Raw genomic sequence first — 22,763 nt, 5'->3', positions numbered from 1 at the left:
AAATACCTCTCCCCAGGCGAAAAACTACGCTGATAAGCCGGCATAAAATTTCAAAGGGCGGTAACCTAAGTGTGATCCGATACCGTTGACAAATTACCCAAATCGCCGCATCTATCCGCGGGAAGAATGCCATCGAAAACATACTGATGGATGGTGGAATACGGCCAGTTTTGCACTTGAGTGAGGTAGCCATTTTTTAAAGGATTAGCGTGGACATAATCGATATGCCTGCAATAGTCCAACTCGGTCGTAATGGTATGCTCCCAGCAAGGCCGTCGCTATATGCCTCGTTCAGATCGTTTGCGGGGCGAAACCGCCTTACGGGTTATCCGACGTACAGCCGTCAACCTATGCGACTTTTTTTGAAGATTCGAGGGATGGCCTCTTGCTAACATACAGAATTTCAAAACCCAAAAGACGCCTCTGTGTATCAAAATCGGCAGTTATTCCTGGTTCAATTTGTTCAGAGCGCTCAACTACACCTTCAATCAATTCGAGGTAAGCCGCATCTGCTTGGGGATCAAATTCAATTTTCATAAGTCTTTTACCTCATCATCAAAATAGGCAGTGACAATCGTAACAGGATCATTCGTTTCATTGTAAATGATTCGCAACACCCGGAATCCCCGCTCAGCAATAAGTCGCAATACATGAACCCAGCCCGGATCGTTCCAGTCAGATTGTATTCTTGCCGGATAGACCAAGGTTTCCTTAATCCATTTATTGCAAATTTGCCGCTTTGCAATTAGTTTTTTCGCATGATCCATTAACGAATATTTCATGTAATTATAACATTTACCACCAGAAGTAACTTGGAAACCCTGTTATAGGCATCGGATACCTATTTCATACGTCGCAACCCGTAAACAGTTCCGACATGCGTATTCCGACCTAAGGGCTTACCCGATATGTACGAACGTACGATAATCCGCGGTACGCGGTGGCTACAAGCTTAATGTGTCTGTGACCGATGATACAAAAAATACCCATACTTCAGTTCATTGCAAAGTAGAGGATGTACCTTTTGATTTACTTAACAGGGGCTGTATAAACTAATTAATAAAACAATTATAGTGCTTAGTACGATAATCTAGTTCATAGGCTGCGCCAAATAAACAGGAGTAGCAAGCAGAATCTACAGCATCAACTAAGATTGTAATAACCTGAGTTCGATATTCACCAGGATAAAATTGGCGACAAACCAAAAATTTCCTGAAACAATATTGCTGTTATTAGGAAAACTGCAAATAATCCATTAGGAAGAAGAGTCAGGCATGGATTGGCAAAACTTTCAAAACAGATGCTGCAGCCTTGATTTGGAAACCAACGAAAATGGTCAAATCTTCGCGCTGGCCGCAGTTTTTAGAGATAAAACCTTTCATCGTAAAGCCCCCTTTAATATTCAAAAAGTCCTGGCTAAATTTGATGACTTTTGCCGGGATGCGATTTATCTCCTGGGCCATAATATCCTGCAACATGATCTTAAAGTTTGCCGCGCTGTTTCGGCAAAGTTTGATTTTCTAAACAAGCCGGCGATTGATACCTTGGTTCTTTCGCCGCTGGCTTTTCCTGAAAATCCCTATCACCGGCTGGTTAAAGACTATAAGCTGGTGCGCGACAGCTTAAATGATCCGTTGGCCGATGCCCGTCTGGCTGTTTCACTGTTTCAGGATCAATGGGAGGCGCTGGAGCAACAAGCCGATTGCGGATTACTGTCTTTTTATCAGTATGCTTTTTCCGATAATCCGCGCTTTACGGGAATTCAGCAGGCGTTGGCGGCAATGGGAGCGGAAGTCATCAACGCATCCAGGGCGTTTGCTTTGTTCAAACAGCTAATACAGGACAAAGTCTGTAGCACGGCTGTTAAAAAAGTAATTTTGTCATATTTACCTGACCCCAAACACCGTCCTGCTTTAGCCTATTGTTTGGCGTGGTTACGAGTAGCGGGCGGTAATTCGGTGTTACCTCCCTGGGTGCGCCTGCAATTTGAAGATGTGGCGCCTGCGCTGAGCCAGTTGAGAAATATTCCCTGCAATAAACCGGATTGCTCCTATTGCGCACAAATGCATAATCCGGTGATACAGCTTGAGCGCTATTTCGGCTTCCCCGCTTTCCGCGAGCAACCGCCGGCGCCTGCCGGCGGCAGCCTGCAATATGCTATCGTCCAGGCCGCCATGTGTGATACGCCTTTGTTTGCCGTATTGCCTACCGGAGGCGGCAAGTCGCTGTGTTTTCAACTACCGGCTTTAGTGCGTTACCTGCGCCGCGGCGTTTTAACCATCGTTGTGTCGCCGCTGCAGGCATTGATGAAAGATCAGGTGGATAATCTGCGCAATAAAACCGGCGCACCCAATACCGCGGCTTTATACGGGATGCTGACGGCTCCGGAACGCGGCGAGGTATTGCAGTCCATCCAAAGGGGCGATATTGCCGTGCTGTATGTATCACCCGAACAGTTGCGCAATTTAACCTTTCAGAAAGCCATTGAGCACCGTGAAATCGGCTGCTGGGTGTTTGATGAGGCGCATTGTTTATCTAAATGGGGCCATGATTTCAGGCCCGACTATTTATATGCGGCGCGCTTTATAAAAGAGTTTGCGCTAAGACAAAAAGCCGTGTTGCCGCCGGTGCAGTGTTTTACGGCCACCGCAAAACAGGATGTAAAAGATGAAATTATCGATTATTTTCGAGCCAATCTTGCTCAGGAATTGCTTGTATTTGAAGGCGGCGTGGAAAGAAATAATTTACAGTTTGAAGTGCAGACCGTGAACGGCGCTGATAAATATCCGCGTATCAATACCTTATTAACTGAAAGATTATCCAGACAGCCGGACGGCGGCAGCGCAATCATTTATTGCGCCAGGCGCCAAAGTACTGAAGATATCGCCGAATACTTGCAGCAACAAGGCTGGCAGGTTGAAGCATTCCATGCCGGCAAAGACGCTGCCGAGAAAAAGCATATCCAGGAAAACTTCGTTAACAGCACAACGCGCATTATCACGGCAACCAATGCATTCGGCATGGGCATTGATAAGGAAGACGTTCGCCTGGTCATCCATGCCGATATTCCCGGTTCCATCGAAAATTATTTACAGGAAGCGGGGCGCGCCGGACGAGACCAAAAAGAGGCGGAATGCGTGCTGCTGTTTGACGAGCATGATATAGAAACCCAGTTTAAACTATCGGCATCCTCGCAAATCAGCCAGCGCGATATTGCCCAAATTTTAAGAGGCTTGCGCAAAATCAGAAAAGATAAATACGGCAATGTGGTGCTGACTACCGGTGAATTGCTGATGGATGACGGCGTTGAAACCTCTTTTGATAACGAAGATTATGCCGCGGATACCAAAGTAAAAACTGCGGTTTCCTGGCTGGAACGCGCCGGATTTATAGAGCGTAATGAAAACAGGACCCAGGTTTTTCAAGGCAGGCCGCTGGTTAAAAACCTGGATGAAGCCAAAATCAAAATTGAAAAACTGGATTTGTCACAACGGCAGCAACAACGCTGGCTGGCAATCGTGGAAGCACTGTTCAATGCAAAAAGCGATGAAGGTTTCAGCGCCGATGAACTGGCTTTACTCGGCGCCTTTACCGAGGATAAAGAGGATCAGCAACCCGACAAAATCAAGGAAACTGCCAGTCAACGGGTGATAAGAACTTTATACGATATGGCGAATGCGGGGCTGATTCAAAAAAGTCTGTTATTGACGGCTTTCGTCCGGCACAAGGTCAGTCATTCGTCCGTCGGCATGCTGGAAAAGGTGTGCAGCCTGGAACGGGTCATGATTAAAACCCTGCAAGAACAAGCGCCTGATGCTGAAACCGGCCAATGGCAAACACTATCATTACGGCATGTCAATCAAAGCTTGCTGGACGGCGGCCATGAAAACAGCAATCCTGAAATTTTGCGTCTGCTGCTGGGCAGTTTGGCCAAAGACGGTCAGGGCTTTGCAGGAAGGAGAGGAAGCCTGACCATCAGGCACAAAGGCCTGGATCAGTATTCGGTTAAACTTAATAGAGGCTGGAAGCCGTTAACGTTAATCGCAAAAAAGCGGCAGGCAGTTGCTAAAACAGTTCTGGATGCGATTATTCAGCGAATTCCCGAAGGAACAGCGGGCTCAGCAGACTTGCTGGTTGAGTTTTCGGCAGAAGATTTACTGTCGGCATTAAAACAGGATTTGGCCGCGTCGACGGAAATCAAGGATCCGCTGGCTGCCATCGAGCGCGCCTTGAATTTTCTCCACGAACAAAAAATCATTACCTTGCAGCAGGGTCTCGCTGTCTTTCGTCAGGCGATGACCATTCGAGTGTTTCCGGAATCCAAAGGCCGCCGGTATAGCAAAGGCGACTACGAACCCTTGTCCCGGCATTACAGCGAACGCATTTTTCAGGTGCATGTGATCAATGAATATGCCAAATACGGGCTGGATAAGATAATCCGTGCACTGGCCTTTGTTTTGGCTTATTTCTCGCTGGATAAAACAGAGTTTGTAAAACGTTATTTTTCCGACCGTAAAGAGATTCTCGAACGCGCTACGAGTCAGCAATCGTTTCAGCGCATCGTTAATGACTTGCAAAACCCCGAACAAATGGCGCTGGTTGCCAGTGGTGAAGATGACAATTTATTAATTCTGGCAGGACCGGGCTCGGGTAAAACCCGCGTGGTTGTGCATCGCTGCGCGTATTTATTGCGCGTGAAACGCATTCCGGCCAGCGGCATTCTGGTGCTTTGTTTTAATCGCAATGCAGTTACCGAATTGCGAAGACGGCTGCGTGACCTCGCGGGTGATGATGCCAAAGGCGTGACTATCCAGACTTATCACGGTTTAAGCTTGCGTTTGACCGGCCACGCCATGACGACTCAGAATCATGCGAGCGAAAATCAGACCCGGCAATTTGCCGATATTATCAAGGAAGCAATCAGTCTGTTGCGCAGCGAGAGTCCGCTATTAGGCATGGAGGCTGATGAAACTCGGGATCGTTTACTGGCCGGTTACCGCTTTATTCTGGTGGATGAGTATCAGGATATTGACGATGACCAGTACCGGTTAATTTCCGCAATCGCAGGCCGCGGGCAAGACGAGGACAGCAAGCTGAAGATTTTGGCGGTAGGCGACGACGATCAGAATATCTACCGGTTTCGCGGCGCAAATGTGGGTTTTATTCGCCGGTTTAAAGACGATTACCAGGCCAATGTCCATTATTTAGTGGAGAACTACCGTTCCAGCGCGCATATCATTGCCGCCGCCAATCAACTGATTCAACATAATCACGACCGGATGAAACAGCAGCAGCCGATTCGTATCAATCAGGGCAGAAAAACACTGGATGCGGGAGGGCGCTGGCAGAAACTGGATACCCTCGTCAAAGGCCGGGTACACCAAATAACTACGGCAAATGAAGCGGATCAGGCGCTCGCTGTTGTACAGGAATTACAGCGCTTGCGGCAACTCGACAGTCGCCTGGACTGGTCGCACTGTGCCATTTTGGCAAAAGAATGGCGCTTGCTAGATCCAATAAGAACATGGCTTGAGCAGCACGAAATACCTGTCAGCATTGTATTGCCAGATCATTGCCAGCCGCCTCCGTTTCGCATCAGGGAAAATGCCGATTTACTGGATGCCCTGAAACAGGCATCCGAGCCGCTTGGCAAAGCCGGTTACTGGCTGCGTTATTTGGCGGATACCTATAGCAATGAATCCAATACTGCCTGGTCAGATCAGCTCAAGGACATATTACTGGATTGGCAAAGAGAAACCGATGACGGTGAAGTCCCTAATCTGCAAACCCTGGAGTTTCTGTATGAAACCTTGGCGGAACAGCGCCGTGAAAGACGGTTAAGCCAGGGCGTTTTTCTAAGCACTATTCATTCAGTAAAAGGCATGGAATTCTCCCACTTAATGATACTCGATGGCGGCTGGCATCATACCGGGACAAGGCAATCCATGGAAGAACAGCGGCGTTTGTTTTATGTCGCCATGACCCGCGCCAGGGAAACTTTATGTTTAATGCAGCGGCAGGATCAGCAAAATCCGTTTCTGGATGAAATTAGCGGCGATCATCTTTTACCAAGAGAAATTAACGCCATCCCGCAAACAGGCACAGTTTTCAGCGCCAGACAATACGTTATTTTAGGCATGCGCGATATTGATTTAAGCTTTGCCGCAAGATTTTCCGCCTCGCATCCCATTCATCACTTTTTGGCCGGATTAAAATCGGGCTCCCGGCTTGCCCTTGAGAATGAAAACGGCAAGCTCGTTTTAAAAGACAGGAATGTTACTGTCGCGGTGTTATCAAAACAGGCCGCTCAGGAATGGCTGGCTAAAATCAGTAAAATTGAATCGGTTACTGTCTTGGCAATGATCAGGCGGTATCGCGATGACAGCGAAGAGCCCTACCAGGATCGTTGTAAAGTCGAGCGTTGGGAAATTCCTCTGGTGGAAGTTGTTTTAAGAGGAACTCCGCACCCTAGCAAAGCCGCAACAGGTACAGGATAGAGTGCGTAATATGATTGAATGTGTTCGCAATTATCAGTATGCCAAGCTGTGTCATAGTATTCCATTAACATTTACTCGATAGATTGCCACGCGCCAGCCTGACAAGGGATTTCGGTTTTAGGTGTCAGCCTAGACGCGGCATAAGCTAATCTTTTAAATATCCAAAACCGGCAAGGCCTTTACTATTTTCATCGTTTCCAAACTCACAGTAATCACTCGCTGAAACAGCTCCAATGGATAACGCGGGTTTTTCATGGTTTCCAGCGCCCAGTCATTGGCATCGTTGACGATGCCGCTGTCTTTATGGGTGCTGACGCCTTGGCGTTCCATCACCCATTCCAGCGCCGGTTTGCCGTTGACTACATACTCATAGGCTTCGAGCGGAATGTTTTTGATGGTAATGGCGTGATTGTAGGTCACTGTGGATTTATCGGTTTTGCTGGCGAATTTCATTTTGGTGATATAAAAATCCGCAGGGTTCAGGCTTGCAAAGGCTTTACTGCCACAATCCAGCTTGACGGGATGCATCAACTGTTTTTCGTAATCAATATGCAGTTTTGCTAGATCGCGCCCGGCTTGGCTGAATGCCCGAAAATCAGTAGCGGTTTTTACACAGGGAATACGCGGTAATTCTTTGCTGAGATTGTCGGCATAGCGGGCTTTGTAGTCCTCGGAATGCAGCAAACCATAGATGTAATAAAACAGGTCTTCTTTGCTGATAGTTTCATTCGGATAAGTCGCTTGGAAATGTGTCAATCCTGTATCGGTAATCGCGTCTTTTTGAGTGTAATCCGGTTGTATATCGGTTTGTGCAAAAATATCCTGCGTTCCGGGTAATTCATCAATAAATAGATCGCCTTGTGGATGTGTTCCGGTATTAAGCTGTTTATCCAATTTGCTACTGTATTCGTAGAGATAGAGCGGGAAACATTGAGAACCCGCCACCAAATGCAAGTTGGGTACGACATCAGTTATTAAAGCCGTAAATCCTTTAGTTTCTCCCAATCCTGTAATACAAATCACAGATTCTCAACAGAAGCATCAGGGAAAATTCGGGGCATTTGGTAAACCCGTTCATTAAATTCCCGACTGTAATACATCCATGATTTTGAGAACGGTCGATATAAAGCATATCCCAGCGAAGCATTTTCAAAAGATTGTTTTTTAAAGTTTGGTAAATTTGCTCTTAAACTTCCTGCCCAACTAATCTTTGTCTCATCCGTATTGATAAAGCTATCAACTTTTGGATAACTCTCCTTGCTCAAATCTTCACAAACTACCCGATAACGCTGCATTTCCTGATTATAAAAAGCAATCATCCCACGCATATTGTCGGCTAACAGTTTTTTAGAAAAGTTATAGCACCAGGCATCGCGATTAGTTTTTACACCGCTGGAATAATTCTCAAAAATCGTCTTAGCATCTTCATTTTTTTTATCGCCTAATGGCATAAAGTCACTGAAATTTTCATCGCGCTGGTTCAGCCAATCGTTATGGGCATCGGGGGCAATTTGTTGCCAGCCTTGTGCCTTGCTAATGCCATTTATACTTTTAAAGGCACTGATGGTTTCCAGCTTTTGTTCACGGGTCAGATAATCGCCAATGTCGTGCAAAAAGATTTGTCCGTGCATTTGGGCTTCGGGATTTTTGACAAACAGGGTAATGGCTATCGGAGTGCGTGTGCCTTGACCAAATACATTATCTTTCTCTTTACGACGCAATTCGCCAGACGTTCTGGCATTACCTCGTAAATGAAACACATAAATACTGGAAAATTCGACGGCCAAACATTTGCGCAAACCATCGGCGGTATTGGCTTCAAGAAACCCCGCATTGGTAACAAAGCCCATGACGCCGCTATCACCCAAACGGTCAGAAGCCCAGCGAATCGCTCGGATATAAGAATCATACAAGGCGTTTTTATTGGTGGCGGTTGAATGCGCCGCATAAGTATCACGAATTTTATTATCCAATGACGTATAGGCAATATTGGCGTTATTATCATTGGCGCTGTCTTGTCCCGCTGAATACGGCGGATTGCCGATAATCACACGAATATCCAGTTTTTTCTGCTTATTCCTGCGGGCGCTGTTATCGACCAGCAAGTCGCTAACCAAATCGCCTTTTTCATAAAGCTGAAAGGTGTCGGTCAGGCAAATGCCGCTAAAGGGTTGATAATCGCCGCCCACCAGATCGTGATAGACCGCTTCGATATTGATCGCGGCAATGTAATACGCCAGTAACACGATTTCGTTGGCGTGGATTTCATTTTTATATTTGTAGGGCAGCTGCGCTTTGTCGATCAGACCGGATTGCAGCAGGCGGGTGATAAAGGTTCCGGTGCCGGTAAACGGGTCAATAATATGCACATTCTCATCCCCCAGCGTTTGCCCAAACTCATTCTGTAATACATCATTGACGCTGTGCAGGATAAAATCCACCACTTCCACCGGGGTATAGACAATGCCTAAACGTTCGGTCATGCGCGGAAAGGCGTTGCGGAAAAACTTGTCATATAATTCGACAACAATTTTTTGTTTGCCGGAGGCGTTATCAATGCCTTCGGCGCGCATTTTTACGCTGTCATAAAATTGGTGCAGGGTGTCGGCTTCCTTATCCAGCCGGTGCGTTTCCAGTTTGTCCAAAATATCCTGCATGGCAAGCGACATGGGATTGTGCCGGGCAAAGCTGTAATCTTTAAACAGGGCATCAAACACCGGCTTGGTAATGAGATGTTGAGCCAGCATTTCGATGATTTCAGCATCGCTTACGGCATTGTTTAAGTCATCGCGCAGTTCTTTGGCGAATGCGTTAAAGGCAGTGATTTCTTCGGTATTCTCCGGGGTATCGAGTAGGGTTTGGATGCGAGTAATATGGGTGCGGGCAATTTTGGCGATATCATTGGCCCAGTCTTCCCAATGATTACGGTTGCCGCATTTTTTAACCACTTTGGCGTAAATGGCGCGTTGGATGTCGTCCATTTCAAACGGGACTTCATATTGGCCGTGGTCTTCGGCAACTTTGCTGTTTTTTTTGCCCAGGTTGTATTGGTGTTGGCCGGTCGGTTTGTTATTTCCAGTTTTTTTAGTTTTTTTGCTGATTTTATCGGTAATGGCGATAACTTCCATTTTGGAAGTATCTTTGCCGATTAAGTCCAGCTTGTTAATCATGGCGTCAAAGCGGTCATCATGCGCGCGCAAGGCTTGCAGCACTTGCCAGACGACTTTGTAAGTGCGGTTGTCATCCAGGGTTTTATGCGGCTCTACGCCAGCGGGGATAACCACGGGCAGAATGATATAACCGCGCTTCTTGCCATCGGCTTTACGCATGACGCGCCCGACTGATTGCACCACGTCAACCTGTGAGTTTCGCGGGGTCAAAAACAATACCGCATCCAATGCGGGTATATCCACGCCTTCGGATAAACAGCGGACATTGCTAAGAATCCTGCAAGTGCTTTCCGGTGTTTCGGCTTTAAGCCAATTGATTTGCGCTTCTTTTTCACTGGCGTTCATGCTGCCGTCGATATGCGAGGCTTCGCATTGCAAAGCAAGCGCTGGCTGGTCGTTGTTGCTTTGTTTGAGTTCTTCTTCCCGGTACACATCAACGACGGTTTTGAACATGCGGGCGATATTCTTGGAGCTGACTTTGTGGGTTTTCGCCTTGATGGCAGGTTCAATCACCTGACAAAACGCCACGGTGCGGCGCATGGCGGCATTATCATCGGCCAGGTCTTCGCTTGTGCCTTGTTTGGATAGCGCTTTCCAGCAGCCGACAATTTTGGCGGCATCATCCACTTTCAGTTGGTTTTCATCATCGGCCAGCAGTTTTTGCAAACGTTGGCTAACATGCGCCTCATCAATCGCCAGCACGAGCACCTTATAATCGACCAGCAAGTTTTGCCGCACGGCTTCTGAAAAGCTGATTACGTACAATTCCTCGCCAAACAGCGTTTCATCATCCATAGAACATAGGGTGACGTTATCTTTTTCTGCCGTGGCTTTGGCGACATCGCCATAAATACGCGGTGTGGCGGTCATGTATAGGCGTTTGCTGGCCAGAATAAAATCGGCATCATGCACTTTAACAAAGTTGGATTCGTCTTCACCGTCAAAAGTCGCGCCGGTGGTGCGGTGGGCTTCGTCACAGATAATCAGATCGAAACCGGCTAAATCATGTTCTTTTTGCGCTTTGCTGATAACGGCTATGGAATGATAGGTGGAAAACACCACACTCATGTGGCGGCTGTCATGGCGCTTGCTCATTTCCCTGGCTAAATGCCCGGCATCGGTGGTGGCCGGATAGCGCAGCTCATGAGTAAAGGTTTGCACGATGTCATCGTCTTTTTTGCGCTTTTTGCCGACAGCGCTGTCCGAACACACGGCAAAGCTGTGTAACGGCACATTGGCTTCCTGTGTCCATTCGGTCAAGGCTTGCGACAGTAAGGAAAGACTTGGCACTAAAAACAACACGCGCTTGCCACTGCCTGTCAATTGTTCAGCAATTTTCAGGCTGGTGTAGGTTTTGCCGGTGCCGCAGGCCATGATGAGCTTGCCACGGTCGGCAGAGGCTAATTTATTAATCACTCTGCCAATCGCTGTTTGCTGATGCGGGCGAACGGTCTTTTTGGGCTTTAATACCGGCGCTTGATCGGGTTGATAACGCGCCCAATCAATCTGGCTGTTTTCCAGATCGTTAAGGTCTATTTTGCTGACCGGCGGCTGTTGATTTTGCAGCGCGTCTTCGGCATGTTCGCTCCAGTGGTTGGTGGTGACAATAATCAGCCGATGCGTAAAGAGTTTTTTACCGGAGGCGGTAAAAAAACTGTCAATATCGCTTTTTTGAACGCGGTAGTCCGGCGCGTAAAATTTGCATTGAATGGCATGGTATTCATCGGTTCCGGCTGTTTTGGCAACCAGATCAATGCCGGTATCGCGGCCATCCATGCCTTGTTCCTTTGCCCAATCCGCATACGTCCAAACGTTGCTATACAAATCTTTATAACTGGCTTCGTTGCGTAAGTAGCCGATAATCAAATCTTCAAAATAAGTGCCTTTTTCGCGTTGGGCTTGTGCGGCTTGCCGGTAGGTGTCCAGTAATTTGTTGAGTAAAGTCATGTATTTTTGTTATATGCGATAGATTTGTTTAAACGATGTGCCTAAATGGGATTACTTCTGCGCCTTTTTTAAACTATCCAAATAATCAGCCCAGCTTTGCATCATGCGTCGCCTCTCATCCAGGTATTGCGCCCGGTTATAAGCAGCTCGAACCGCATCCCTTGGCGCGTGGGCTAATTGCCTTTCTATCGCATCCGGACTCCAGCCTTGTTCATTGAGCAGGGTTGAGGCGGTGGTTCTGAATCCGTGCACCGTCATCACGTCCGAATCAAGGCCTAGCGATTTAAGCGCCGTGCGGATGGTGCCGTCCGACATAGGCCGTCCATCGCCAGGGATTGCGCAGCCCGGTAATCAGTATCTTTGTTAGGATTAACCGCCATTTGCTACCTCTCATTTGTTATCTTTTTTATAAGAATTATAGACAAGGTAACAAATGAGGTAACACCTTTTATTGGATACTGCTGTGTTTCATTGGATTTCTTCGGACAATAAAAAACCCGCCAAGCCTTATGACTTGCGGGTTTATGTATTTCTTTGCACGGCTCTGAACCTACATTTGGTACGAGGGCCGGTATATAATTAGCCTGTAAATAATTGATTATTAAGCACTAAAAAATAATGTAGCAGTGAATGTCACTAATGGTGTCACTATTTTAGTTTTTGCCTCTTATTTTGACAATACTACCGCAATACTTGCCTGAATTTTGGGTACAAAAAAGCCGGTATTACCTGCCTCGATCTTTACGTTATCACTCTTGGGTTGGGTACTCTGAACACACTCTTCAATCCTCATCCAGTGCAGTATAGGGATCAACATCTATGGTTCTCATGTAAAAGGGCCTAACCTAATACAGAAATCAATTTAATCTGACCTTCATCGATTTGTGTAAAGTGGATGGATTCATCATTAATCTTTAAAACTGGTGTGCTCGACTAAATTAAGAATGGTTTCGATCTGGCCTGCTGCTTTTAACAAGGCATATAAATCCATGTTTTTAGCTTGCAACTTATTATCTACAAAATTCGTCAAGTAAGCCTCGGAATTTGGTTTAACATTATTACGATGACAGACAATGTAGCACACAGATTCCGCCTCCAGTTCTTTCGCGTTAAGAGATTTATTCAACCGCTCCGGTATCTTTAAACATTTATCCGCGCCTAAATGCCCCAAGTAAAGATGAGCCAACTCATGCGCTAATGTAGCGAATTGGACGTTAGCATCGTGATTCTTATTTAACCTAATCAGATAATTCGGCTTTTCTTTTTCCTGCATCGGCTGATTGATGACTTTTAAGTCATGTTCCGGCCTTTTTATGTGGCCTGCATGCCACTCGCCATATTCAATCAACTTCGTATCTATACCCAGTCTCATAAGCTTCTTTATAAAAGCTTGAATGCGCTCTGCTGTCATTCCACCTGTAGCCCTGAATGCCTGGGCAACATCGACTGGTAAATCGTCGCCTTCGGTATCTTTCACATCATAAACTAAGGCCACCGGCGCAAATGGCCATAAAATAAGAAGCGGCCTTGCTCCCTCTTTTAGCGTGCGATTAAATCTTTTTTTCCAGTCATGTTCAGACGCTGCAAACATCAACCCCGGCTTCTGAATATGGAGTAAGAAAACATTAAAGGGTGCAAAATTGCTGAGACTATTTACAAAATCGAGTAACTCCTTAAAGTTTTTCCCTTCTTTGTAAAGCTTTGAATCCTCGAGCAATTGGGTCAATAATGAGCGTTCGTCTTTATTGTTTAAATCATCCATTTAATGACTCCTTGCTTGTTTAATATTTACTGGTGTATGAACTTGTAAAAATGGAGGCTGAAAGTGGTAAATATTAGACGCTGTTTTACACAGAAGAATATTTCAAGTGGAAGCGGCCATCATAATTTCACTTCAATGATTTTACTCGTGTCAATTCCCAAAATGTCCACCACTTTGACCATTACTTTGTATTTTCCTGGTTGCTGGTATTCGTGGGCTATGCTGGTAAATTCAAGCTTAGGATTTTTCTTGGTGCGGAAACTCTGCCACTCGTTTTCAAACAGGTAATTGCCTGTCCACTTTTCAACTGTTTCGCCTTTGTCGTTTTTTACTTTGATGATTTCTTGTTTGTCTTCGTAGTTGAAATCAATCGCCCAATAGTCTATCCAGTCGTACCAGTTTTGAGTCAGGACGGTCCGGTTAATAATGCCGTTTTTATCCTTTTCGATTTTGATGATTTGCCCGTCTTCAATGACAACCTTGCTTCCTGCCCGCATGGATTGTTGCAGTTCTTCAATATCGTCCTGGGTGTAATGGGTCACAAAATCGGTCAATTCAATTTGCACACTGTTGGCTTTTTGATGCACTTTAGCATTGAGGTAGGCGACATCGAAGAATTTTGCTTGGCCTTTTTCTACGGCTCTTTTGTCGAATACCTCTTTGGGTATGTATTTAAGCGTTACGGAAACGCCCTTTTCCTTGAGCTCCTGAATAAATTGTGGCGTTAAACCCATTTCAAATTCAAAGCCTAAGACATCGACTTGCGTATAGAGTTTTTGGCGGCATTCTTCAAAAATATCCATCAAGCGGCTTTGCGTTACCGGCACATCCAGAGGGCCGACATTGACAAAGCGGCCTGCCTTGCTGCCGTGTAGAGTTCTGTGGTCTTCAATGCGTTTGGCTTTGTAGGCTTCCAGGATTAAATCCATATACAAATCTTCCTTGGCTTTGCGTTTACCGTTGGTCAGGTCGTCCATAAAAAACTGACGTTCGTATTTGCCCAAGTTTAGAATTTCAAACGCCCTGAAATCCTTGCCGCTAGCCTGTAGTTCTCTTTGTACGCCTATCAAGCGTTTACGTGCGGTATGGATTGAAAACCGTCCCAAGTCGGTGGTGATCCATTTACGCTCCAGCTTTTCAGCAACCGCTGCGGTAGTGCCACTGCCACAAAAGAAATCGGCGATTAAGTCGCCTTCGTTGCTGCTGGCCTTGATAATTCGTTCTAATAAGGCTTCCGGTTTTTGAGTGGGATAATCAACATTTTCTTTTGCAGAGTTATTTAGTTTGTCTAATGACCAAACATCATCAACAACTACACCTTCAGCGATTGCTTCATCCAAATACCTTTTTATTCTTGTCCCATTGCCTCCGTCTGATAATACATATTCTCTTTTTGTTCCTTCTTCAATCAGCGGTTTCTGTTTTCTTCTTTTGACATATTCTTCTTTCGAGTCCCATTTTTCAAAGTAGGAATTGAAAATTTGTTTATTACTTTTGCCATAAAAAAGAATTGAGTCATATCGCTTTTCAAAACCATAGTTCAGCTTTTTATTCCAACCTGAATAATTCCATGCAATCGAATTTCTAAAATTGCCGGAACCAAATATATCGTCAAGTAGAAGCCTTAAATAATTAACAACCCTCCAATCACAATGCACATAAATACTTCCATCTTCCGCCAACAAATTGTGCATGAGTTTCAAGCGTTCGTACATCATGGTGAGGTAAGATGAGATACCTTTGCCCCAGGTATCCCGGTAGGCGATTTCTTCGATGATGCTTTGTTTCTTTTCGGCGGTTTCGCCGCCTATTTCGATGTTAAAGCCAAAGTCCGCGCCGACGGCAAAAGGCGGGTCGATATAAATGAGCTTCAAGCCGCCTTCCTGTTCAATTTCTTCCCGCATCGGGCCATTTGCCAGGGAGGAAAGAATCAGCTTGTTGTCGCCCCAAATCAGTTTGTTGGTCCAGCCTTTTTGTTGCCTTCCTCTCAGGTCGGTTGCAAACAGATCAAAATTATCGCCTTTTCTGTCGGCTTCTTTTCGCGGCACGTCGATATGCTCAATGCTGTGGAAAGGCAGGGCAATATTGGTCACCTCTTCCTTGCGACCATTCCAGAACAGAAACACGTCTTCTTCATCGGCAAATAGTTTGTAGATGTATTCCTTGGGCAGTTTTTCGCCCGCCTTGATGAGTTCAAGGATGCGGTCGCGGTCTTGTTCAGTCATGATCTAAATAGTTGAATGTAGCCATCAAAAGCAAAAATTCTATTACGCTTGAATCCGGTGATTTCTATCAATATGTTTAACTTGATAAAATCATCAATCAGTCGTAGCGCCGTGGAAACATTGACAGCAAGTGCTTCCGCTACATCGCCGGCATCGGTTATCGGTTTGCTGTACAGGTACTGTAAAAATGATTTTGCCAGGGCCTGTTTTTTGCCCAGCGACATGATTTTGTGTTCCATCTCGCTTCTCAGTGCGATAATGCCTTTAAATGTTTGTATGGAATTTTCAGACGTGCTGCGGACGCCTTCCAAAAAAAATTTAAGCCAGCGGGTTAAATCATTATGTGTTCTTACTCTGGTTAGATTGTCGTAATACAACGTTTTATTTTTTTCAAAAAAATCAGATAGGTACAAGGTCGGTTTGTACAACAATTGGTTGCTTACCAGAAACAAGGTAATCAGCACACGCCCAATCCTGCCATTGCCATCCAAAAAAGGGTGAATGGTTTCGAACTGGTAATGGGCAATGCCTATTTTTACAAGCGGTGGGACAGGGTTATTGTGGTTGTGCAGAAACTTTTCCAAATCAGCCATTAAATCGTTTACTGAATCCTGGTGCGGCGGAATAAATACCGCATCGGCCAAACTGCTGCCGCCAATCCAGTTTTGACTTTGCCGAAATTCACCGGGCAGTTTATGGGTGCCTCTGACGCCTTGCAAAAGAGTTTGGTGGGTTTGTTTTAACAGGCGATTGCTCAAGGGCAGTTTTTCCAAACTCTCTATGGCTTGGTTCATGGCCTGCACATAATTTTGAACCTCTTGCCAATCGTCTTTTTTTTCCGGCTGTATGTATTCTTCTTTTTGTATGGCTTCGTCAATATTGGTTTGAGTGCCTTCTATGCGGCTGCTTTTTGTACCTTCTTTGAATACATGCATTTTGATAAAAAAATCCACATCGGGTATCAGTTGCGAGAAGGCATTCAGTTCGCCCAGTTTAATATTGGCTTGGCTCAAAAGCATTATCAGTTCGGCATTGTCAATTTGCCAAGCCACATCTACCAAATTTGGCTCAAAGCTCTTGTACTGATAGCGCTGTACGGATTTCCCCGACTTAAAACTGCTTATATTCATTGCCTTGGTTACTTATTTGTTCTGCAAATATAGAAATTCATAATAGCAGTTATGGTGTTTTCTGCAAATATGAAGTTTTATATTCGCAGTTCCAGCCATAATTATTGATATTGATGCACCGACATTGCATTATTGCAATTCAAATAACAGACACAGTTCTCTGAAAGATTTTATATCCTTTTTCACCTCATCCCATTTTTCCTGTTTCACATACACAGGGGTATAGGTGTACTGGTTTTGTATGGCGTTGATGTCTTGGCACCAGGTCGCCAGGCGTTTGATTTTCCGTAGGTCGTCTAAATCCTCGCGGCCTTTGGTTTCAAGTATGTAAAAAGTATTGGCATTGGTTTTTACAAAAAAGTCCGGATAATAATCCCGTATGTTGCCATTTTCGGCTTGATACTCCATTTTAAAATTGACTCCGCCTTCACCCATGCTATTTTTGGCATAAGAAATGACATCATTAAAACGGCTTTCTAAGTACGAAGCTAATTCCAATTCAAAAGGATTGTCGCCAATAATTTTGTTGAAGACTGATTTCTTTGGAATAAGGAAAGGCTGGTTTTCGGCAATTTTCGGTTTGGTAAGTTTTAAGGAAATATAATTTTTAACTTCTGCTGTTCCTTTATCGGTAACGGTCAGTTCGTCAATCGCTTTTTTAAACGATGTTTTCAAAACCTCTTTTGGGTGCAATTCGGAAAGGTTGCGCATGGCTTGAGCATCGCTTAATTCCACTTCCTGGGTAAATAATTGGTATTTAATAAAGCTTTCCACTTTGGGATAGAGAATATTAAAACCACTGACCAAACGGCTGTCTTTTAAAATAACGGAAGTAAAAAACCCGATGACATTGCGATAATCGGGAACGGTATCTTTGAAAATCGTTTTATGAGAAAAATCACCGTCAATGTCATTGAAGATGATTTCTTTCAATTCAGTGCTGTTAAATTTTTTAAGCGTTACCCTGTCGTTTTTGAATTTGCTTACATCTATTAACTCCAAATTTTTAAACTCCCGGTAAAATCTGGGGCTCATCTGCGGAATGGGAATATCCAACGCATCCAAATCTTTGTATGGGTTGTCTTTATCCACTTCTACAATAACCGGCGATTTGCCTTTTGAGCCTTTGCCCATTGGACTGTATTGAAATTCCACGCCTTCTGATTTAAGGCTTTCCACAAATTCCAAAAACGCAGGGGTGCCCACTACAACCAGTTTTTCAGGGGTATCCAGTGAAAACATTTTCCGTAAACCCCTGCCAATGGTTTGTTCCGGTAAAATTTTGGATTCCGCGCCGAATGGGCGCAGCCCAACAACGGTGGTTACATTGCGTACATCCCAGCCTTCCCTAAGCATTAACACTGAAACGACAGCCTTGTAAGGTGAATGGTCTTTATCAATGTCGTCCGCTGCTTTTCTTAGCGCTTCCAGTTTGTCCTTGTCCTTTTTGCTGGAGGCCGTTTCCTTTATTTCACCCGATTTATTGGTGTGAATAGTCAACACCGCATTTTTCATTTTCGGGTAATTAGCCTCCAAAAATGCCGCTGCCTGATCTGCTTCATGGGTGCTCATGGTCATGATGAACAGGATAGGTGTTTTATGGGTTTTTAACTCCTCGTACTGCTGTTCCCATTCCAGATAACCTAAATCAATGTAATCCCGGTAACGTTCTACAAAATCGCTGCTCTCTTTTTCCTGAATTTTTTGTCTTGATGCTTCATCAGGCAATACCGGCGACTTTACGACATTTTGATTGATGGCTTCCACCAAAGGATAATCGCAAATGGTCTGGACAAAAATTCTACCGTCACTGTGTTTTGGCGTGGCAGAAAAGTCTGCCTGCAGGCTTATGCCATTGCCATTTTTTAGTTTCAGTTTATTGCTGATGTCTTCAATGCTTTTAAACCAGGCTAAAGAATTGTCATGTATGTGATGGGCTTCGTCATTCAACACCACCAAATCTTTAATCTTGTCGCTGCGCATGACTTTACCCAAGTCCAAGCCTTTTGAAGTGTCGGCATCAGGTTTAGGTTTTACACCTAAAAAAGTCGTTTCAAAAGATTGTTCAGGTTCTTCATTGAAAAATACCCGGTGAATATTGGTCAAGAAAATATTGCCCGATTCAGTGATGGGTTTAAGGTCGTCCTGAATATGTAAAGTTAAATGAAAATCGTTTTTCCAATCTTTGTCGTCAAAGCCGTTATCGGGAAAAAATGGTTCAGCAAAAAACATTTTCAGTCCGTCAAAATCTTTGCGTAAACGGTTTAGCACAATGATGTTGGGAGCAATGACCAAAAAATCCTTTGATAACTGACTTTCCGCCTCATAGAGTTTATGAAAGTATGACCACACTAAAGTCAATCCCATTACTTTTGTCTTACCTGCGCCGGTCGCCATTTTCACAACATACCGTGTCCACGTTTCATCAAACATGCCTGTACTGACACGTTGCGAAGAATCGAAGCGCATGAGTTCGTATTTGTCTTTAGCGGCGGCTACTTCGTAGAGGTAAATAATGGATTCAATGGCTTCACGTTGTGAAAAGAAAAAACTGAATTTGGTTTGCCCGAGAAGATGTTCTTGATTAAACCAAAAGTTCAACAATGATTTTGAGGTTTCCGAAGCGCCTTGATAGTTTTCATCTCTCCATTTTGCGACTGCCAATCTGATTTTGTAAACTAAGGGTGGCAATAACTTTTCATAGGCGTTTTGAAAAGCGTCCATTTGGCTTTGCGTTGGCGCCCATCGTTCATTGGGTGTAAGTATCTTAAAAGGGTCGGATTTTTTCATTTGGTTTTTCTTCTAGCTCTGTCGGCGCATAGCTGTTGTTGAACGGCCCATGTGTTTTTGCATGATTCTGTAGTTATTCGTTAATTCAATAGTTTTTTATTTAGCGTTTGTTAAACCCCAAATACCGAGCTTTTAACAGTGCCAGGTTGTTGCAAATAGCCGTCCATCTTGTCGGTTATCAACGCAAAGTCGTTTTTCTTGAATTGCGTTCAAATTTCAATAAAACTACTTTTTAATCTCTTGTCTTTCCTTCAATAAGTCGAAAAGGTTCAACAATTACTGATTGCCTCTCTCACGGCATTATTATAGCGATTTTTATACACAAGCAAGGTTTTACCCTGTTCCCCAGGGAGTATCCAAGTCAATTAGCCTATTCCCCTGGAATCACGACACAGCACCGATAAAGTCACTTAATGTGCGGATTCTTTTCTCGGTTTGGTCTTGGGTGGTCTTGTTCATTTTGTCGCCTCTTGCTTATGGATTACAATGGCTATATTTTAAAAAATATAGGATGTCTCTCTACCCTGTGCCCTATATGCAACGGCTAAAGTGGTCGTCTGCATAGAGAAAGGCGGGGTGGCGGCCTTCCATATCAATAGGGGGCAGGGGTCGGCAGTTCAAGGTTCAGTCTGCATAATTATTAAGCCGTTCCAGCACCCGCTTGATTTCAACCACTTCATCACCGGTATAATCACCGGATTCCAGCAAGGTTTTTAATTTAGCTTTAATTTTATTCCCCTCCGCTTTCAATTCTTCATAAGATAATTCGCTAAGTGAATTAATACCTGGTCTGGATTTTTCCAGGTTCTGTAAGCGTGTTTCTAGGTTTTTCATGTGCTGGATTCCAGGCGTTCAAGCCGTCTGATAATATCGTTGGTTTCAAGGATTTTTGCTTGATGCGCCAAGGCGGTTATCAACTGGCTGCCCAGGTCGGGTGGAATCTGTCCGGACAGCGTGGCCTTGATGATTTCGCCGCCCTGTTCTGCCAGGGTGCCATTAACCGGCAAGCATATGGGCATAGCTTGCGGCTTCAAGGCAGGACACACGCGATCCAGAAGCACCTTGGCCGCCTGCACATCGCCGCCCTTGGCTAACTCTACCAGGGTGTTAAGGATTGCCGGCATGTCGCCCATAATGGATTTTCTCAAGAGGGTGGCCGGAGTTTTGTCCTTCGGTCTGCCCTTGGGGTTGCCTGATACTCCCGGCTTAAATTTTGGTGTTGTCATGTCTGTTTGATTCCTGCTTTTATCAGTGTTTAGAGCGGCGCCTATCGCTAATAATGATACCCTTTGCACATAACATACTGTTTTACCCGGCATTAGTTTCTGCTCCACTATTAGCGCTTACCTAAAATGCAGCCCAGATTATCTCTAGGCTGCCCGTTAAATTACTGTCCAGTTTCTAGGGGGTCACCTCCTGCGGTTTACGCTTCGCTACTGCTCCTGTGTTTTAGTTTTGGGTTCCATAGTCTTAATTGCTCTGCATGTTCCGGACTGGCGGCCGGTACTTCGATTGGCTTGCCATCCGGGGTGTAGCAAGTGACCGTCAACGCGCCTGGGTCGGGCAACTCTATCCAGGCGCCTTGGTTTTGCAGAGCGTTGATAATTTCAGCTTTGTGACGTTTTAAGAACTCCCGCTGCTTCGTGGTTAATTCGTTTGCTGGTGATACCTTAAAAGCATCGCCAAAGAGAATGACATCAAAACCTTCTTCCCTAATCTTTAACAATGCTGACATTAGAAAACCTCCCAGTTATTTGACTGCGAAATATTCTGAAAATCGTTATATGTCAAGGTGGCTAAAGTAGCTAAACCCCCTTTAGCCACTTTAGCCCCTTCCATGTAGTCGTGTTTTGCAGAAAAATAGGGGTTAATTTGATACGCCGGTAAAGGTGGCCGTCCTGTCGCTGGCTTTGGTTTCCTTGTTATTCTCAGCCAGTTTTCATCAATCAGGACATTACAAGCCGCTTCGACTTCCGACTTGTCTTTTAGACCATGCCAGTGTTTATCGTAAACATCCTTTGCACTAAACGAACTGGATAAAGTGCCGGATTTTATCTTATCTGACAATCGAACCGCCGCTTCATGTTCTGGACTCTCTGCCATTGTATATATGCGCCTTGCATGGCTTTCCAGGTAATCACACCAATCAACCGCTAATCGTGCCGCCTGGCTGCTTACATTACCCCGTGCTTTGTTGTCTGCAATATCTATGCAATGGAATATCAATGCTAACGATGGCATCAGGGAACGAAACTTGCCAAAGTGTTCAACCATCAAGGGGTCTTCTTCATGCTTAATCTTGATAGTCTGTAACTCCGTCAGCCATTGATTAAATATGGCTTGCCCGGCATCATCAAACCTAAAATAAGGCCGTTCGTCATACTCGCTTTGGATTGCTCCATACTGTATGAAATCCAGTTCAGCTAATGTCTTCACAATATCGAAAGCTCGTTGCTTTTCAGTCTTGTTCGGCTTGGTGTCGACTAACTGCCAGTCTTTAGGCTCATCAGGCCACACGGCAAGCTGTAGGCGTTGTATTAGGCCATCATTGTTCCCTTGGGTGGCTTGATACAGATACCGCTTTAACTTGTCGGGCTGTATGCCGCCAAGTAAACTAATACAGATTGATTTTGCATCGGTTATGCCCCGGCCTATCTTTACATCAGTATAGGAGCAGTTACCATTCCAGCCCTCCAGAAAGTAGGCGCGTTCGTCTGCTCCGTCCTCTCTATCCCATTTCACCAACAAGCCCGTTAATTCATCTCTGAATACTAAAATACCGCGCTCGTTCTGTGTCTGTAACAAAGTCATTGACTGTATGCTAGTTTCGTTGGTCTTGAATAATCGCCGGGTTGCTTCCGGTATTGAACTTTCAGATAATTGCAGGTAATCGGCTTTCAGTTTTTGTAAGTCATCAGGGTTAACCGCTCTATCTTTACCTGCGCCCTTAGCTGTTTTGGATAGCTGCCCTTTGACATCATCCAACATGGCTTTATTGGCAAGGCCATCAAATTCAGCCCCGGCCTTATCCTTCTCAAACTGTTCGCCATATTCAGCTTGTAGGCGTTCCAATAGCTGCATAGGCTCTTTCATGCTGGGAGTTTTCAGAACTACGCTAGTACATCAATCCATAAATTCCCCGTAATGTTGGGTTAAATAGTCATAACCTTACCTTGGTATGTCCATTTAAAGGGCTTGCTCATGGTTTTATTGAAATAAGCAATAAACGCCAAAATTTTATC

Annotated in this window: 12 protein-coding genes and 1 pseudogene; 1 reads left to right on the top strand and 12 read right to left on the bottom strand. The window is 44.9% G+C overall.

Annotated elements, in window-relative coordinates; genetic code table 11:
- Positions 1-348: 348 nt before the first annotated feature.
- Positions 349-537: a DUF2283 domain-containing protein gene (locus HUX64_RS02385; protein WP_174624644.1), complete on the bottom strand. Its 189-nt coding sequence runs from the start codon at positions 535-537 to the stop codon at positions 349-351.
- Positions 534-782: a DUF4258 domain-containing protein gene (locus tag HUX64_RS02380; protein WP_174624643.1), complete on the bottom strand. Its 249-nt coding sequence runs from the start codon at positions 780-782 to the stop codon at positions 534-536. Before HUX64_RS02380 ends, HUX64_RS02385 begins: the two co-directional genes overlap by 4 nt.
- A gap of 492 nt (positions 783-1,274) precedes the next feature.
- Between HUX64_RS02380 and HUX64_RS02375 the strand changes: the two genes are divergently transcribed.
- Entirely contained in the window at positions 1,275-6,497 is a 5,223-nt protein-coding gene (locus HUX64_RS02375) for a RecQ family ATP-dependent DNA helicase (protein ID WP_174624642.1), read from the top strand.
- Positions 6,498-6,650: 153 nt separating this feature from the next.
- Here the strand turns inward: HUX64_RS02375 and HUX64_RS02370 are convergent.
- The 10 genes and pseudogenes from HUX64_RS02370 to HUX64_RS02325 all read right to left on the bottom strand — a co-directional run bounded on the left by HUX64_RS02370 (position 6,651) and on the right by HUX64_RS02325 (position 22,614).
- A pseudogene (locus HUX64_RS02370) lies at positions 6,651-11,614 on the bottom strand (DEAD/DEAH box helicase).
- A 51-nt stretch (positions 11,615-11,665) separates the two neighbouring features.
- Complete coding sequence (locus HUX64_RS02365; protein ID WP_174624641.1) at positions 11,666-11,929, bottom strand: tyrosine-type recombinase/integrase; 264 nt, start codon at positions 11,927-11,929, stop codon at positions 11,666-11,668.
- Between the two features lie 592 nt (positions 11,930-12,521).
- Positions 12,522-13,376 (bottom strand): ImmA/IrrE family metallo-endopeptidase, encoded by an 855-nt coding sequence (locus HUX64_RS02360; protein ID WP_174624640.1) that lies wholly within the window; start codon positions 13,374-13,376, stop codon positions 12,522-12,524.
- Between the two features lie 119 nt (positions 13,377-13,495).
- A complete protein-coding gene (locus tag HUX64_RS02355) occupies positions 13,496-15,601 on the bottom strand; it encodes a site-specific DNA-methyltransferase (RefSeq protein ID WP_174624639.1) in 2,106 nt (701 codons plus the stop codon).
- Positions 15,598-16,731, bottom strand: coding sequence for a Fic family protein (locus tag HUX64_RS02350; RefSeq protein ID WP_174624638.1), 1,134 nt, complete (start codon positions 16,729-16,731; stop codon positions 15,598-15,600). The genes HUX64_RS02355 and HUX64_RS02350 overlap by 4 nt, the downstream gene beginning before the upstream one ends.
- Positions 16,732-16,860: 129 nt before the next feature.
- Positions 16,861-19,521 carry a DEAD/DEAH box helicase gene (locus tag HUX64_RS02345; protein WP_174624637.1) on the bottom strand — a complete coding sequence of 887 codons (2,661 nt, stop codon included), beginning with the start codon at positions 19,519-19,521 and terminating at the stop codon, positions 16,861-16,863.
- Between the two features lie 624 nt (positions 19,522-20,145).
- On the bottom strand, positions 20,146-20,355 hold the full coding sequence (locus HUX64_RS02340; protein WP_174624636.1) for a hypothetical protein: 210 nt from the start codon (positions 20,353-20,355) through the stop codon (positions 20,146-20,148).
- Positions 20,352-20,747 (bottom strand): DUF5681 domain-containing protein, encoded by a 396-nt coding sequence (locus HUX64_RS02335; RefSeq protein WP_174624635.1) that lies wholly within the window; start codon positions 20,745-20,747, stop codon positions 20,352-20,354. The genes HUX64_RS02340 and HUX64_RS02335 overlap by 4 nt, the downstream gene beginning before the upstream one ends.
- A 197-nt stretch (positions 20,748-20,944) precedes the next feature.
- Entirely contained in the window at positions 20,945-21,256 is a 312-nt protein-coding gene (locus HUX64_RS02330; protein ID WP_174624634.1) for a hypothetical protein, read from the bottom strand.
- A complete protein-coding gene (locus HUX64_RS02325; RefSeq protein WP_174624633.1) occupies positions 21,256-22,614 on the bottom strand; it encodes a DUF3987 domain-containing protein in 1,359 nt (452 codons plus the stop codon). Before HUX64_RS02325 ends, HUX64_RS02330 begins: the two co-directional genes overlap by 1 nt.
- Positions 22,615-22,763: the final 149 nt, after the last annotated feature.

The sequence above is a fragment of the Candidatus Methylobacter favarea genome, from assembly GCF_902806695.1.
GTDB lineage: Bacteria > Pseudomonadota > Gammaproteobacteria > Methylococcales > Methylomonadaceae > Methylobacter_B > Methylobacter_B favarea.
The sequence above is the reverse complement of the archived record's forward strand: the minus strand, read 5'-3'. Positions and strand labels throughout refer to the sequence as shown.

Excerpts from the sequence above, each read along its gene's own strand:
- HUX64_RS02385 (WP_174624644.1), bottom strand. The coding sequence starts at position 537 with ATGAAAATTGAATTTGATCCCCAAGCAGATGCGGCTTACCTCGAATTG.
- HUX64_RS02380 (WP_174624643.1), bottom strand. The coding sequence starts at position 782 with ATGAAATATTCGTTAATGGATCATGCGAAAAAACTAATTGCAAAGCGG.
- HUX64_RS02375 (WP_174624642.1), top strand. The coding sequence starts at position 1,275 with ATGGATTGGCAAAACTTTCAAAACAGATGCTGCAGCCTTGATTTGGAA.
- HUX64_RS02365 (WP_174624641.1), bottom strand. The coding sequence starts at position 11,929 with ATGTCGGACGGCACCATCCGCACGGCGCTTAAATCGCTAGGCCTTGAT.
- HUX64_RS02360 (WP_174624640.1), bottom strand. The coding sequence starts at position 13,376 with ATGGATGATTTAAACAATAAAGACGAACGCTCATTATTGACCCAATTG.
- HUX64_RS02355 (WP_174624639.1), bottom strand. The coding sequence starts at position 15,601 with ATGACTGAACAAGACCGCGACCGCATCCTTGAACTCATCAAGGCGGGC.
- HUX64_RS02350 (WP_174624638.1), bottom strand. The coding sequence starts at position 16,731 with ATGAATATAAGCAGTTTTAAGTCGGGGAAATCCGTACAGCGCTATCAG.
- HUX64_RS02345 (WP_174624637.1), bottom strand. The coding sequence starts at position 19,521 with ATGAAAAAATCCGACCCTTTTAAGATACTTACACCCAATGAACGATGG.
- HUX64_RS02340 (WP_174624636.1), bottom strand. The coding sequence starts at position 20,355 with ATGAAAAACCTAGAAACACGCTTACAGAACCTGGAAAAATCCAGACCA.
- HUX64_RS02335 (WP_174624635.1), bottom strand. The coding sequence starts at position 20,747 with ATGACAACACCAAAATTTAAGCCGGGAGTATCAGGCAACCCCAAGGGC.
- HUX64_RS02330 (WP_174624634.1), bottom strand. The coding sequence starts at position 21,256 with ATGTCAGCATTGTTAAAGATTAGGGAAGAAGGTTTTGATGTCATTCTC.
- HUX64_RS02325 (WP_174624633.1), bottom strand. The coding sequence starts at position 22,614 with ATGAAAGAGCCTATGCAGCTATTGGAACGCCTACAAGCTGAATATGGC.